Source organism: Flavobacterium cheonhonense (assembly GCF_035671315.1).
GTDB classification, from domain to species: Bacteria; Bacteroidota; Bacteroidia; order Flavobacteriales; family Flavobacteriaceae; genus Flavobacterium; species Flavobacterium cheonhonense.
The window spans coordinates 46,871-62,362 of sequence record NZ_JAXAVY010000002.1; the positions used below are offsets into that span (position 1 = coordinate 46,871).

Consider the following 15,492-nt stretch of genomic DNA (forward strand, 5'->3'; position numbering starts at 1 on the left):
ATTCAATAATATGAAAAATATAAAATCAAAATCGAAGTTTTTCTTAATACTTAATACTCTTGTCTTAATACTTTTTACTTCTTGCGGCGAAAAGAAAACCGAAGAAACACACGAAGAAGAAAAATCGGAAACCGAAGTAGCACTAACAGAAGCGCAATTCAAAACCATTGGTATAGAAACAGGAACTATCGTAATGAAAAACCTCAATACGGTAATCAAAGCAAACGGATATACTGCTGTTCCACCTCAGAATATGGCAAATATATCAACCTTAATTGGTGGTGTCGTAAAAGATATTTATGTGTTAGAAGGCACTTATGTGGTAAAAGGGAAAACATTAGCAACCATCCAAAACCTTGAAGTAACCGAAATGCAAGAAGATTACAATTCGGCTATTGCAAACATTGAATACCTACAATTAGAATACAACCGCCAAAAAACATTGAGCGATGAAAATGTAAATCCTCGTAAAACGTTTCAAGAAGTTAAGTCAAAATTAGCAGTTGAAAAAGCAAAAGCACAAGCAGCAAAAAATAAACTACAAGCGTTGAATGTTAGTTTAAAAGGCAGCACTTCTTTAATTCCGATTGTTTCGCCGATAAGTGGTTATGTGGGTAAAATTAGCATCACCAAAGGAGCGTTTGCAGAAACCGGAGTTACTCTTTTTGAAGTAGTCGATAACAGCCAAATGCACTTAGATTTGAATGTGTTTGAAAAAGATTTAGGTAAAATTTCCGTTGGTCAAGAAGTCGATTTTGTATTGACCAATCAATCCAATAAATCAATAAAAGGAAAAATATTCGGTATCAATAAATCATTTTCTAACGAAAGTAAAACCGTTGCAGTTCACGCCAAAATCAATCCAAGCGATGCTAAAGATTTAATTTCCGGAATGTATGTAGCGGCTAATATCAACATTACTAATCAAACAGTTCAAGCTTTGCCAAAAGATGCTATTGTTAGAAATGGAGACAAATATTACATTTACATTCAAGAAGAACACCAAGAAGAAACTCCAAAAGTAAAAGAAGAAGAACACAATCACAAAGAGGGCGAAGCACATAATGAGCACGCTGAAGGCGAAGAGGAAGAACACAACGAAATTCACTTTAAAGCCATCGAAGTAATACCAGGAACAACCGATTTAGGATATACTGAAATAAAATTAGTTGAAGAAATTCCTGCCAATGCAAAAATAGTAATTAAAGGAGCTTTCTACTTGCTGGCAACATCAAAAGGTGGTGGCGAACACGAACATTAATAAATAATAATTTAAAATAAATAACATGAAAAATTCAATTTTAAAATCAATCGCTTTTTTAGCAATAGTATTTTTTTCAACAAATCTAGTTTCAGCACAAAAAACTACTCAAAAAGCAGTCATAAAAACTTTCTTTCATTGCGACCATTGTAAAGAATGTGAAACGTGTGGTTTAAAATTCAAAACAGAAATGCTTAAAATAAAAGGAATAAAAATGTATGAGTTAGATGATAAAGCGATGACTTTTACAATCTATTACAATTCAAAGAAAACTACTTTACAAACAATTAAAGAAGGTATCTCTAAATTAGGTTATGATGCAGATGAAGTAAAAGCAGATCCAAAAGCGTATGAAAGTTTAGATGGTTGTTGTAAAGCTTAGTCATGAAATTTAATACGATAATGCCAAATAAGCTAATTCCTTTTTATCAAAAAGAGTTAGAATTAGTTAAGGATAATTTACAACTAAATGATTTTCAAAATGCTTGGCATCATTTGGAACGTGCACATATAATAGCTCAAAAATATCCATGCGAGCATACATTTGTACATTGGAAAATGTTACAATTTGGTATTAAGATTAAAAGTACAAATGAGGTAATTGGTCAAATACCAAGATTATTGATAGGTGGTGTAAAATCATTTGTTGGACATATTCCTGTTGGTAATACTGGTGGTGCAAACGTGCCACCTTTAAAACCAATGGAAATTCCGAAAGACATACAAAAAATAATAAATTCAAATTCTTAATAATTGAATTATGAAACATCAACACAAATACGATGCACAAGGAAAACAACTTTGTTGCACATTAGAAGAAAAAATAAATAAAAAACCCGATAATCATTCTGATGATGATGTACACGACCACAACCATTCCAACGAAGATAAATCTACCTTTCAAATGTTTGTTCCAGCAATCATAAGTTTTGTTTTGTTGATGGTTGCCATTGGTTTCGATAACTACTTTCCACAATCGTGGTTTACAGGTTGGGTACGAACTATATGGTATGTTGTTGCTTATGCACCAGTCGGTTTTCCTGTAATCAAAGAAGCTTTAGTTGCTATAAAGAAAGGAGAGATATTTTCAGAATTTTTGTTAATGAGTATTGCAACTATTGGAGCTTTTGCAATTGCAGAATTTCCAGAGGGTGTTGCCGTGATGCTGTTTTATGCTGTTGGCGAAGTCTTTCAAACACTTGCAGTTCAAAGAGCCAAAGCAAATATAAAATCCTTACTCGACCAAAGACCAGATGAAGTTACTATTTTAGAAAATAATGTAGCCAAAACAATCAAAGCAGCAACAGCTAAAATTGGAGATATTATCCAACTCAAAGCAGGCGAAAAATTGGGTTTAGATGGCGAATTACTTTCCGATACAGCTTCATTTAATACAGCAGCACTTACCGGAGAAAGCAAACCCGATACCAAAGCAAAAGGAGAAACCGTTTTAGCAGGAATGATAAACCTAAATTCGGTTTGTCAAGTAAAAGTAACAACCGCTTACACCGATAGCAAACTATCCAAAATACTCGAAATGGTGCAAGATGCCACAGCAAAAAAAGCACCAACCGAATTATTTATACGCAAGTTTGCCAAAATTTATACACCAATTGTAGTGCTTTTAGCCATCTTAATTTGTGTGGTTCCAATGCTTTTTGTAGCGGATTATCAATTTAGAGATTGGTTGTACCGTGCATTAGTGTTCTTGGTTATTTCGTGTCCTTGTGCGTTAGTCATCAGTATTCCGTTAGGATATTTTGGCGGAATTGGAGCTGCTTCTAAAAACGGAATTTTATTCAAAGGAAGTAATTTCCTCGATGTAATGGCTTCCATTCAAAACGTCGTAATGGACAAAACAGGCACAATGACCGAAGGTGTTTTCAAAGTGCAAGAAGTCGTTTTTAATTCCGATTTTAATCAAACCGAAATACTGCAATTGGTCAATGCCTTAGAAAGTCAAAGTACACATCCGGTTGCAACAGCCATTCATCAATATGTTGGAAAAATTGATAGTACCATTATTTTAAAAGACGTAGAAGAAATTTCAGGACACGGACTTAAAGCCATAGTAAACGGAAATGAATTATTGGTTGGAAATTTCAAACTAATGGATAAATTTTCTATTTCGTATGATATTGATCCAACCAGTATCGTTTATACCTTAATTGCTGTAGCTTACGATAAAAAATTCGTAGGTTATCTAACTATTGCCGACAGCATTAAAGAAGATGCACAAATCACAATAGATAAACTAAAAGCACTAGGTATAAAAACCATAATGTTAAGTGGCGATAAAAATACCGTAGTGCAGTTTGTAGCAAAATCACTCGGAATTACAAATGCTTTTGGAGATTTACTTCCCGAAGACAAAGTGAATAAAGTTAAAGAAATCATTGCTAAAAATGAAACGGTAGCATTTGTCGGCGATGGTGTAAACGATGCACCAGTAGTAGCGTTAAGTAACGTAGGAATAGCAATGGGTGGTTTAGGAAGTGATGCCACAATCGAAACTGCCGATGTAGTTATTCAAGATGACATGCCTTCAAAAATTCCAATGGCTATCAATATTGGCAAACAAACCAAGAAAATTGTTTGGCAAAATATTATTTTAGCATTTGCTGTAAAAACAATAGTTTTAGTACTTGGTGCAGGTGGTTTAGCCACAATGTGGGAAGCCGTTTTTGCCGATGTAGGAGTAGCTTTGTTAGCTATTTTAAACGCAGTTAGAATTCAGAGAATGAGATTTTAACATCAATTTTAACATAAAGCAATAATTTTTAGTTAGTTTTGTATTGTTTTAATATTTATATGAAAAAATACCACATCATACTTGTAGTTTTACTAGGCATGTTCCTCATGCCTAATAATGCTTTTGCTTGTGGTAAAGGTTCAGAAAAGAGTTCCTGCAAAAAAGAAATTTCATCCAATAAAACACAAAAAAAGAGCTGTTGCGCTGATGAAAATACAAAAGATAAAGACAACAAGGGTTGTGGCGGCAAATGCGGGCATTCCGGTTGCGGTTGTTCATCAACTTGCCCTACTTCATCGGTAAGCTTCGTACCCGAAATTAGTTTTCAGCTGACTGCCTTTAACTTTCCTTCATTCGAAAAAATCAATTTTTTATATACTACACCATCAATCTCCGATGGTTTTTATTCCATTTGGCTAATCCCTAAAATAAGCTAAATCCAATTTTTGACAGCCATAAGTGTGTCAAATTCATAGCGTTTTGCTATCCAATTTACAACAGTTTTAGAATACATTTTGCTATACCATTATTTGGTTTGCATTTCTATTTCTTTCGCAACTGTTATTTATTCAAATTTATTTTATCAATCAATCAAGGTAAAACACTTTGATTACTAACATTATTTAAAAATGAAAAGCTCATTTATAAAAATAATGGTAGCAGCTCTAATGTTGCTATCAACTTCTATCAACGCACAAATAAAAAATGAAAAAATAGAAACAGTTAAAGTCTATGGTAACTGTGGAATGTGTGAAACTAAAATCGAAAAAGCAGGAAGTATTAAAAAAATTGCTAAAGTCGATTGGAACCAGGAAACCCAAATGGCAACATTAACTTATGATGCTAGTCTAACAAATCAGGATGAAATACTTAAAAGAATTGCGTTAGCAGGTTATGATAGCGATAAATTTCTAGCTCCTGATGAGGTTTACAATAGCCTTCACGGATGTTGTCAATACGATAGAGTAGCAAAAGTTCCTGTAAAAAAAGAAAACATAACTACTGCTAATACCGATGACCATTCCAATCATGGAAACCATTCTGAAACAACTACTAATGTAATTCAAAATGAAAATCAATTAAAAGCTGTATTTGATAATTATTTTTTATTGAAAGATGCTTTGATAACTTCTGATGGAACCAAAGTAGCTGCAACTTCAAAAGAACTCTTAACAGCTGTAAATAATGTCAAAATGGACAAGCTTGATATGGAGGTGCACATGGTTTGGATGAAGGTTTTAAATCCAATAAAAGAAGATGCAGAACACATCGCTGATACAAAAGATGTAAAACACCAACGTGATCACTTTACAACATTGTCAAAAGATATCTATACTTTGATTAAAGCAGCAAAATACGAAGTACCTGTTTACTTTCAATTCTGTCCAATGTATAATGATGGCAAAGGAGCCAATTGGTTGAGCAAAGAAAACACTGTAAAAAACCCATATTATGGGACAATGATGTTAAACTGTGGAAAAACAGTAGAAACTATTAAATAACCTAAAAAAAATAGAAATGAAAAATTTATCAATGATAGCTTCATTCATTGGAGCAATATTTTTAACCTCTTGTAGTAACAACGATGACAATATGGATATGACATTAAATGTCGATTATCCAGCGGCATACATTGTAAACGGAGAAGATGGTTCCGTTTCAGTAGTAAAGTTAAGTACTAATGAAGTAACCGGAACTATAGAATTAATGGGAAGTGGTTCAGATATGATTATGTGGCCACATCACATTTCATCACACCAAGATCATCTAGCGATTGGTGTTCCGGGAATGGATTTGAGTGCAGGTCATTCTGGTTTAATGACATCAGGGATGACAGGAAAATTGTTAGTAATTGATGCTATGAATGGTTCGATTGTAAAAAACATCAACCTGCCATTAATGAACCATAATTCTATTTATTCACCTAACGGAAATGAAATTTGGGTACCTCAAATGGATGAAATGAATAGTAAAGTCTTAGTATATGATGCTACTACCAATGCTTTATTGAATACAATCGATGTCGGAATGATGGCAGCTGAACTAACATTTTCTTCCGATGGTACAAAAGCCTATGTGGCAAATGGTGATGATGATAGCATAACAGTTATAAACACGGCAACAAAAGCGATAATCACAACTATTGCCGTTGGAGATAACCCTGTTGGTGCTTGGACAGGAAGCAATGGTAAAATGTATGTAGACAATGAAGACGGACAAACCATTTCTGTAATTGATGTAGCTACAAACTCTGTTGATGAAACAATTACTTTGGGCTTCATGCCAGGAATAGCATCATATAATGGTCCTAAAAATGAATTATGGGTTTCCGATCCAATGGCTGGAAAAGTGCATTATTGGACTTGGGATACAGGAATGAATATGTGGATGCACGGAAGCTCATTTAATACTGGTGCCGGTGCACATGCAATTGCATTCACAACAGATGGTAATACTGCTTATGTAACCAATCAAACTGCTAATACAGTTTCTGTTGTAAATACCACTAATCATTCAGTAACAAAAACAATCAATGTTGGAAGAAAGCCAAATGGGATTGTTATAAAAATGTAACACTTTAATAGACTAAGTCTTATGTTGGCATAGGACTTAGTTTTATAAAAAACAATGGTACTAATATGTTATTCAAAAATCAAGTAAAATACTTTACAGCACTATTAATATTGGTCGCGCTTTCGATGAATGCACAGATTAAAGTAGGTGATACAATACCATCAATTACACTAAAAAGTAATAGCAACAGCGATGTAAACACCTCATCTTTTAAAGGAAAATACGTGCTTGTCGATTTTTGGGCATCTTGGTGTGCGCCTTGCCGGTTAGGTAATAAAAAATTAGTCAAACTACACAATGAGGTTAGTCCGGATAAAATGGAAATAATTGGAATATCAATCGACATTGATGCAAACAAATGGCTCAAAGCAATTGAAAAAGATAAAATCAAATTCACTCAATTGATAGACCCTAAAGGATTTGATGCTAATGCCGCCTTAGTTTTCGGAGTAGATGAATTACCGTCCAAATACCTTTTTAACCGCGAAGGTGTTCTAATAGCGAAGAATCCAACAGAAGAAGAAATAATAAAATTAATAAAAGATTAAAATGAAACGCCTATTAACATTATTTAGATATAAAGAAGATTTAGTAGACGTTCTATCTTCAATTAAAAAACAAATATTAAATACAGATGAATAAAATAAATAAAGTGCGTGTAATTGTAGCATCAATCGTTTTGATGTTCTCAATAAAGAGTAACGCCCAAATAGTAAAAGCCGAAATCAGGGCTACGGGTTTAACTTGTTCTATGTGTTCGAATGCCATAAACAAACAGCTAAAAACATTGCCCGAAGTAGTTAATGTAGAAACCGATTTAAACACCAATACGTTTACGGTAACGCTGACTGAAGGCAATACATTAAGCCCAAAAGTATTTAAGGAGAAAGTGGAAAAAGCAGGTTTTTTTATCGGGACATTGGTATTAACAGCAAAACCTGAAACCATAACCCAAAGTACTTATATTTTGGTTAATAATAACACAGCCAACGGCACCGAAATACAATTTCAGGTAGTAGACAAAGGCTATGTGACTGAAAAGGAATTCAAAAAATTATCCAAATCATACAAGAATGTTGAAACGTATGCTTCAAACAATGAAGATGATTTCCACATTAAAATTCTGAATTAATGAGAAAGATTATTTTATTTTTAATTGCAATAAGCAGCCAAAACATTACTAGTCAGGAGTTATTCGTGGTAACTGATCCGGCCAGTAATGTTCCGGCAAATTCTTTGGCAGTTAATGTGATGCAGTCGCTTTTCAAAGAGGAAATGAAATCAGGCTATAATTACCATTTCATGCCCGAAGTAACTTATGGACTTAACAAAAATATTATGTTCAGGGCTTCTGCTTTTATAAGTAACCGAAGTAACCAACTGGTTACCGAAGGAGGTAGTTTTTATACAAAGTATCGTTTTTATTCCTCCGATGATTTGAACAGTCACTTCCGGATGGCAGCATTTGGAAGATATAGTTTCAATAATGCTGACATTCACCAGGAACAAATAGAAATCTTAGGACACAACACAGGTTTTGAAGGAGGATTTGTAGCCACTAAGTTGATTAAAAAACTGGCAATAAGTTCATCTGTAAGTTTTGAAAAAGCCTTCGACAACAAACCCGATTATCCGTTTCCCGATAATATGGGCGACAATGCGACCAACTACACCTTATCATTTGGTAAACTGATGTATCCAAAAAAATATACCAGTTTCAAACAAACTAATATTAATCTAATGGTGGAATTTGTTGGGCAAACTATCAATGAAAATGGGAAGTCATATCTAGACGTTGTGCCGGCAATACAATTTATTTTCAATAGTCAGGCGCGATTAGATTTAGCATACCGCCAAGAACTGCTAAGTTCAATGGTACGTTCAGCACCAAACGGTTTTTATTTCAATCTGTACTATACTTTTTTTGATTTAACGAATAAAACCAACCAGAAAAATTAATAATTACTAAAAACAATACATCATGAAAACACTTTTTTTAACAGCTTTTTTAGCGATAACAATAGTATCGTGTAACAATAAAGCTAAAGAAACAGAAACCAATGCAACAGAAACCCAAGCAGGTTCAAACGAATTATTCGCCTGTCCAATGCACCCTGAAGTAACAGGAAAAAAAGGAGAAAAATGCTCCAAATGTGGCATGGAATTAACAGAACCGGTTACTCAAACAAAATCGGATAAAAATGTCCAGGAAGCAAATTCAACGGATAAAGCAGCAAATGTCGAGATGCATGGTCAAGATGCACAGGTAACGTCATCTGATTATGTAAATGACATTGTTATCAGTTACATAAACCTAAAAAATAAATTAGTAAAAGACGATTCTAATGGAGCTGCTGATAAGGGAAAAGCATTATTGGTATCATTTAACAATTTTGACACAAAAAAGCTAAATGCTAATCAGAAAAAAGCTTACATAGACATTGCTGAAGATGCTAAAGAACAAGCTGAGCATATAGCTGAAAATGCCGGTAAACTAGACCACCAAAGAGAACATTATATTTTGTTAAGCAAAGACATTAACGATTTAATTAAAATGTTTGGTTCAAAAATGCAACTATACCAGGACTATTGTCCTATGGCAGATGATGGTAAAGGTGCTATTTGGATAAGCGAAACCAAAGAAATAAAAAATCCTTTCTACGGCTCTAAGATGCTAACATGTGGCAGTTTGAAAAAGACGTTATAAAATGAAAAATAGTTTAAAGAAAGTAGGTATTTTACTTTTTTTGGTAGTGGTTGCAATACAATTTTATCAACCTGCCCTGAATCAAAATCCCGACCAGGATTATACAAATGATTTTATTATTACAACCAATGCACCAAGTAATATTTCAAAACTTATAAAGACATCTTGTTACGATTGTCACAGCAATAACACTGACTATTTGTGGTATGATTACCTTCAGCCTGTTCGAATGTTTGTAGAAAAACATATAACAGATGGGAAAAAAGAGTTAAACTTTAATGAGTTTGGCAGTTATTCAAATCGAAAGCAGCAAAGTAAACTAGAAGCCATCGGTAAACAAATTAAATCGGATGAAATGCCATTAACTTCATATACCCTATTACATCGCGATGCAATAATTAATGAAGTCCAAAAACAGGAATTAATAACCTGGATTAATTCAATAAAACAAAACAGTTTATCTGAAAAATAAGGAAATATGGTAGAAAAACTAATAACATTCTCACTAAAAAACAGAGCAATTGTGCTACTGGTCTCTGCAGGATTATTTGTGTGGGGAATCTACAGCGTAAGACAAAACCCTATCGATGCAATTCCTGATTTATCCGAAAATCAGGTTATTGTATTTACCGAGTGGATGGGTAGAAGCCCACAGGTAATCGAAGCGCAAGTAACTTATCCTTTGGTTTCTAATCTTCAAGGGATACCAAAAGTTAAAAATATACGGGGAGCCTCCATGTTTGGGATGAGCTTTGTCTATATCATTTTTGAAGACAATGTAGATACCTACTGGGCAAGAACCCGTGTGTTGGAACGATTAAATTATGCCCAACGTTTACTTCCACAAAATGTTGTTCCAACCTTAGGTCCTGATGGTACAGGAGTAGGCCACATTTTTTGGTATCATTTGGAAGCTAACGGAATGGATCTTGGGGAACAACGTGCCTTACAGGATTGGTATGTGAAATTTGCACTGCAAACTGTTCCCGGTGTAGCAGAAGTTGCTTCATTCGGAGGTTTTGAAAAGCAATATCAATTGGTTTTAGATCCACTAAAAATGCAGTATTATAATGTCAGTATGATGGAAGTAATGAATGCTGTTAAGGCTAATAACAATGATGTAGGCGGCCGAAAGTTTGAAATGAGTAATATGTCTTATATCATTAGAGGTTTAGGCTACATAAAGAACAGTAAAGATGTCGAGGATATTTCGATTAAAAATTACAATTCTATCCCTGTGAAGGTAAAAGACATAGGTTCAGTACAAATGGGTGGAGATTTACGCCTTGGAATTTTTGACCAAAACGGAACTGGGGAAGTCGTAGGCGGTATAGTGGTAATGCGTTACGGCGAAAATGCTGATAAAGTCATCAAAGCGGTTAAAGCAAAGATGAAAGAAGTTGAAAAAGGATTGCCCGAAGGAGTGAAATTTAAAACTTCCTATGACAGAAGCGAGTTAATCGAAAAAGCTATTGAATCTGTCAAGGGAACACTTATAGAAGAAATGATAGCAGTTTCACTCGTTATCTTAATTTTTCTGTTCCATTGGAGAAGCGCCCTTATAATCTTAATTCAACTTCCTATATCCGTAGCAATTGGCTTCATATTGCTTGAAGCATTTGGTATTTCATCTAATATTATGTCATTAACCGGTATTGCACTCGCTATTGGAGTTGTTGTGGATGATGGAATTGTAATGGTTGAAAACGCCTACAGGACAATCTCAGAGAAACAAGAAGAAATGATTGATAACAAGTAAATTGGTATGATGATAGAAAAAATTAAAAATTTATTTAAAAAGGAACACGACCCTTTATCCTCTGATGAAAAACTTCAACTAATTGAAAAATCATCAAAGTTAGTAGGACCGGGTGTTTTTTACTCAACACTAATCGTAATTGCTTCTTTTCTGCCGGTTTTTTTACTCACAGGTATGGAAGGAAAGTTGTTTAGCCCTTTGGCTTGGACTAAATCTTTCATTCTTATCGTTGATGCATTTTTAGCCATCACACTCACACCGGTGCTTATAAGCTTTTTATTAAAAGGCAAACTTCGCCCTGAGAATAAAAATCCAATCAACAGAAAACTGGAAAGTATATATACTCCAATTTTAGTTTTTTGTTTGAAATGGAGGAAAACGGTTTTAGGAATTAATATAGTCGCTTTACTAATTGGTTTAGTGATGTTTACTCGCTTAGGTTCCGAGTTTATGCCACCGTTGGATGAAGGCTCTGTACTTTTCATGCCGGTTACTTTGCCCGATGTTTCCAACTCGGAAGTAAAAAGAATATTGCAGGTTCAAGACAAACTAATAAAATCAATTCCCGAAGTAGACCATGTATTGGGAAAAGCCGGTAGAGCAAATACAGCTACAGATAACAGCCCTATCAGCATGATTGAAACCATCATTTTATTAAAACCTCAAAGTGAATGGAGAGAAGGAAAAACGAAGAATGACATCATTACCGAAATAAACAATAAACTTCAAATTCCTGGAGTAACCAACGGCTTTACACAACCTATCATTAACAGAATAAACATGCTTTCTACCGGTATCCGAACCGATGTTGGGATTAAGGTTTACGGAGAAAGTTTAGATACTATTAATGCACTATCTCAAAAAATCAAAAAAGCACTCGAAGGTACTTCGGGTGTAAAAGATTTATATGCAGAGCCAATTACCGGCGGAAGATACATCGATATTGAAGCCAAAAGGGAAATGTTGGGACGATACGGCCTTTCAATTGACGATATTAATGCAGTTGTTGAAGCAGCTATCGGAGGAATGAAACTGACAACTACAATTGAAGGACGACAACGCTTCTCTGTAAATGCAAGATATGCACAAGAATATAGAAACAGTATTGATGCACTGAAAAAATTGCAAGTCCAAACGATGCAATATGGCCCAATTCCTTTAGAAACCATTGCAGAGGTAAAAATAAGCGATGGGCCGCCTATGATAAATAGCGAAAATGCCATGCTTCGGGGAAGTGTGCTGTTTAATGTACGTGATCGAGATTTAGGTAGTACTGTGAAAGAAGCTCAGAAAAAATTAAATTCAATGATGTCTAAAATGCCAAAAGGATATTACATTGAATGGAGTGGCCAGTGGGAAAATCAGTTGAGAGCCAATAAAACGCTAAGCATCATACTACCAATTGTGGTGATAATTATCTTCCTTATTTTATATTTTACTTACCACTCCATGAAAGAATCTCTAATTACTATGATAACAGTACCTTTTGCTTTAATTGGTGGTGTTTTTATGGTCTACTTTTATGGAATTAATTTATCTGTTGCAGTTGCAGTTGGTTTTATTGCCCTCTTCGGAATGGCCATTGAAACAGCAATGTTGATGACTATTTACTTGAATGAATCTATGAACAAAATGGTTGAGAAATACGGAAATAGCAAAGAGGTTATCACCGAAGAAATATTGAGACAATATATTATTGATGGATCAGCCAAAAGGTTGCGACCAAAACTAATGACGGTTTCTGTTTCTTTATTTGGTCTTATTCCGATACTTTGGGCAACAGGTACAGGTGCCGATGTAATGTTACCTATCACAGTTCCTCTTATTGGTGGGACAATTACTTCTACAATTTATGTATTATTAGTAACTCCTATTGTTTTTGAAATGGTGAAACTTCACGAATTAAAAACTAAAGGCAAAATAGAACTTATAGATGTTAAAGAATAAATATTATATCGTTATAAGCTTTTTGATTTTAAGCTTTACAATTGCTAATGCACAGATTGTTTCACTGGATAATATCTTGAGCACAATCAAAACCGATAATCCGCAGCTAAAAATGTATGATGCCGATATCCAAAGTATGGATGCTGCTGCAAAAGGGGCTAAAAGCTGGATGGCACCTCAAGTAGAAACCGGTTTTTTTATGACGCCCTACAATACCAAAATGTGGAAAGCAGATGATATGAGTCCTGGCATGGGCAGTTATATGATTGGAGTCTCACAAATGATTCCCAATTCAAAAAAACAAAATGCCGAATACAAGTATATGAACGCAATGTCATCTGTTGAAAAAGAAAACAAAAATTACACTTTAAATCAGCTTTATGCTATAGCCAAGACAAATTATTATCAATGGCTTGTACTAAACAAAAAAGTCAAAGTGGCCAATGATAACTTACTACTCTTAAAATACATGATAAAAAGCATGGAAATAAGATACCAGTACAATATGGATAAACTCCCCACTTATTATAAAGCAAAATCTCAATATAATGAGTTAGAAAGTATGATTATAATGCTTCAGAATGATATTTCACAAAAAAGAATTATGCTCAACACTCTAATGTCAAGAGATAAAAATATGGTGTTTGAAATTGAAGAAGCATTCGAACTAAAGGAATACAATTCACAACTATTGGACACCTCATCAATTTCCAAAAACAGAAGTGATATAAATGCCATCAAAAGAACCATGGAAGTAAACCAACTGAAAATTGATGCAGAAAAATCAAAATTTCTACCCGAATTTGGAGTTAAATATGACCACATGTTTGCTTTTGGACAACAGCCACAGCAATTCTCACTAATGGGCATGATGACTATCCCCATGCCTTGGTCAACAAAAATGAACAAAGCCAATATCAGTAGCTTTCAAATTAAAAATGAAAGTCTCAATTGGCAAAAACAAATGATTTTAAATGAAACAGTTGGAATGATTTCGGGCATGAATACAGAGCTTTCTAACCTCAATAAACAATACAATATCTCCGAAAAAAGCATCATCCCTTCATTGCGCAAAAATTATGATACCGCCGTTTTGGCTTGGCAAAATAACACTGGTGATTTGTTCATTGTCTTAGACGCATGGGAAGCTTTGAACATGGCCCAAATGGACGCTCTCGACAAATTGCAGTCCATACTAAACACTCAGGTCGAAATCGAAAAACAACTCGAAATTAAGTAACTATGAATAAGTATATAAAATATGGTTTGATTCTAGGTATAATAGCAATAATCGGTTCTGCTATTTATTTCTATGTCATAAAACCTGAAGTACATGACGCAAGCTCTCATCAAAACGTTGTCTATACCTGTTCAATGCATCCGCAAATTATTAGAGATAAACCTGGAAACTGCCCTATTTGCGGAATGACTTTAGTAAAAAAAGTAATTGACAATCATGCTATTGAAGATTATAATATTGAAAATATCATCAAGCCAACAGATAACTTTGTAGTGGGTAAATTTCAAACTATAACAGCAATAGATTCAACTTTAAGTGGTGAAATCAATCTTCCTGGCACTGTCGCTTATGACCCAAATTCAGCGGTAAATATTGCAGCAAAAATAAGTGGCCGAATTGAAAAAATATATGTGAATTTTAAATACCAACGAATTAATAAAGGACAAAAATTATTTGATTTATATAGCCCTGAACTTTTAACTGAGCAAGAAAACTTTATTTATTTACTTTCAAATGATATTGATAACAGCTCAATTATTGAGGCATCAAAACAAAAGTTGTTGCTTTACGGTATGACTCAAAATCAAATAAGTGCTTTAGCTAATTCAAAAAAAGCCAATCCTAAAATAGCCATTTACAGTCCTTCTAATGGAATTGTCATAGGGTCAGAAACAATGGTTACTCCATCAAATTCTGCAATGCAAAGTATGAATAACAGTACTGAAAAACTTGGGTTAAAAGAAGGAAACTATGTCAAAAAAGGAGAAGTTGTGTTTAAATTAGTAAATACTGATAAAGTTTGGGGAGTATTCAACATTACTCAGGAAAGCAGCAGTTTTATTGAAGTCAATCAAGCCATTAAAATAACTTCTGAACTCAATGCTGAAGAATCAATAGAAGCGAAAATAAATTTTATTGAAACACAATTTAATGCTACCGACAAAACCAATAGAATTAGGGTTTATTTAAACAACAATACACTCAAATTGCCGATAGGTTTGAGATTGCAAGGTATTATAAAAACACGGTCAATTAGCGGTCTTTGGATACAAAAAAACGCATTGGTAAGTACAGGTAATAAAAAAATTGTTTTTGTTAAATCTCACAATGGTTTTAAAGCAACACCGGTAAAAACAGGGTTTGAACTGAACGGTTATATTCAAATCATTAAAGGTATTTCTGTTAGTGATACTATTGCAAAAAATGCACAATATTTAATCGATAGCGAAAGCTTTATTAAAACGGAGTAAGT

14 protein-coding genes and 1 pseudogene are annotated in these 15,492 nt (G+C 34.1%); all 15 read left to right on the forward strand.

From position 1 onward, the window contains the following. Window positions 1-10: 10 nt before the first annotated feature. The 15 genes and pseudogenes from SK086_RS06045 to SK086_RS06115 all read left to right on the forward strand — a co-directional run bounded on the left by SK086_RS06045 (window position 11) and on the right by SK086_RS06115 (window position 15,490). On the forward strand, window positions 11-1,261 hold the full coding sequence (locus SK086_RS06045; RefSeq protein WP_169522847.1) for an efflux RND transporter periplasmic adaptor subunit: 1,251 nt from the start codon (window positions 11-13) through the stop codon (window positions 1,259-1,261). 25 nt (window positions 1,262-1,286) lie between these two features. After that, on the forward strand, window positions 1,287-1,643 hold the full coding sequence (locus SK086_RS06050) for a hypothetical protein (protein WP_073364527.1): 357 nt from the start codon (window positions 1,287-1,289) through the stop codon (window positions 1,641-1,643). A gap of 2 nt (window positions 1,644-1,645) precedes the next feature. Beyond that, window positions 1,646-2,011 carry a DUF3703 domain-containing protein gene (locus tag SK086_RS06055; RefSeq protein WP_073364524.1) on the forward strand — a complete coding sequence of 122 codons (366 nt, stop codon included), beginning with the start codon at window positions 1,646-1,648 and terminating at the stop codon, window positions 2,009-2,011. A gap of 10 nt (window positions 2,012-2,021) precedes the next feature. Continuing rightward, the gene (locus SK086_RS06060; protein ID WP_073364521.1) at window positions 2,022-4,013 is read left to right on the forward strand and encodes a heavy metal translocating P-type ATPase; all 1,992 of its coding nucleotides are present in this window, start codon (window positions 2,022-2,024) and stop codon (window positions 4,011-4,013) included. A 59-nt stretch (window positions 4,014-4,072) separates the two neighbouring features. Next, entirely contained in the window at window positions 4,073-4,450 is a 378-nt protein-coding gene (locus SK086_RS06065) for a hypothetical protein (RefSeq protein ID WP_073364518.1), read from the forward strand. Window positions 4,451-4,642: 192 nt separating this feature from the next. After that, on the forward strand, window positions 4,643-5,515 hold the full coding sequence (locus SK086_RS06070; RefSeq protein ID WP_290862952.1) for a DUF3347 domain-containing protein: 873 nt from the start codon (window positions 4,643-4,645) through the stop codon (window positions 5,513-5,515). Window positions 5,516-5,531: 16 nt separating this feature from the next. Then, window positions 5,532-6,587, forward strand: a complete 1,056-nt coding sequence (locus SK086_RS06075) for a YncE family protein (RefSeq protein WP_290862950.1) — start codon at window positions 5,532-5,534, stop codon at window positions 6,585-6,587. 65 nt (window positions 6,588-6,652) lie between these two features. Then, window positions 6,653-7,135, forward strand: coding sequence for a TlpA family protein disulfide reductase (locus SK086_RS06080; RefSeq protein ID WP_284653184.1), 483 nt, complete (start codon window positions 6,653-6,655; stop codon window positions 7,133-7,135). An 86-nt stretch (window positions 7,136-7,221) separates the two neighbouring features. Continuing rightward, entirely contained in the window at window positions 7,222-7,719 is a 498-nt protein-coding gene (locus SK086_RS06085) for a heavy-metal-associated domain-containing protein (RefSeq protein ID WP_290862945.1), read from the forward strand. Continuing rightward, window positions 7,719-8,546 carry a hypothetical protein gene (locus SK086_RS06090; protein ID WP_324690477.1) on the forward strand — a complete coding sequence of 276 codons (828 nt, stop codon included), beginning with the start codon at window positions 7,719-7,721 and terminating at the stop codon, window positions 8,544-8,546. The genes SK086_RS06085 and SK086_RS06090 overlap by 1 nt, the downstream gene beginning before the upstream one ends. 22 nt (window positions 8,547-8,568) lie before the next feature. Beyond that, window positions 8,569-9,294 carry a DUF3347 domain-containing protein gene (locus tag SK086_RS06095; RefSeq protein ID WP_324690478.1) on the forward strand — a complete coding sequence of 242 codons (726 nt, stop codon included), beginning with the start codon at window positions 8,569-8,571 and terminating at the stop codon, window positions 9,292-9,294. 1 nt (window position 9,295) lies between these two features. After that, window positions 9,296-9,766: a heme-binding domain-containing protein gene (locus tag SK086_RS06100; RefSeq protein WP_264542857.1), complete on the forward strand. Its 471-nt coding sequence runs from the start codon at window positions 9,296-9,298 to the stop codon at window positions 9,764-9,766. Window positions 9,767-9,772: 6 nt separating this feature from the next. Beyond that, a pseudogene (locus tag SK086_RS06105) lies at window positions 9,773-13,000 on the forward strand (efflux RND transporter permease subunit). Next, on the forward strand, window positions 12,987-14,240 hold the full coding sequence (locus SK086_RS06110) for a TolC family protein (protein ID WP_026704796.1): 1,254 nt from the start codon (window positions 12,987-12,989) through the stop codon (window positions 14,238-14,240). The pseudogene SK086_RS06105 and the gene SK086_RS06110 overlap by 14 nt, the downstream one beginning before the upstream one ends. A 2-nt stretch (window positions 14,241-14,242) precedes the next feature. Then, window positions 14,243-15,490 carry an HlyD family efflux transporter periplasmic adaptor subunit gene (locus SK086_RS06115; RefSeq protein WP_324690479.1) on the forward strand — a complete coding sequence of 416 codons (1,248 nt, stop codon included), beginning with the start codon at window positions 14,243-14,245 and terminating at the stop codon, window positions 15,488-15,490. The last annotated feature ends 2 nt before the right edge of the window (window positions 15,491-15,492 follow it).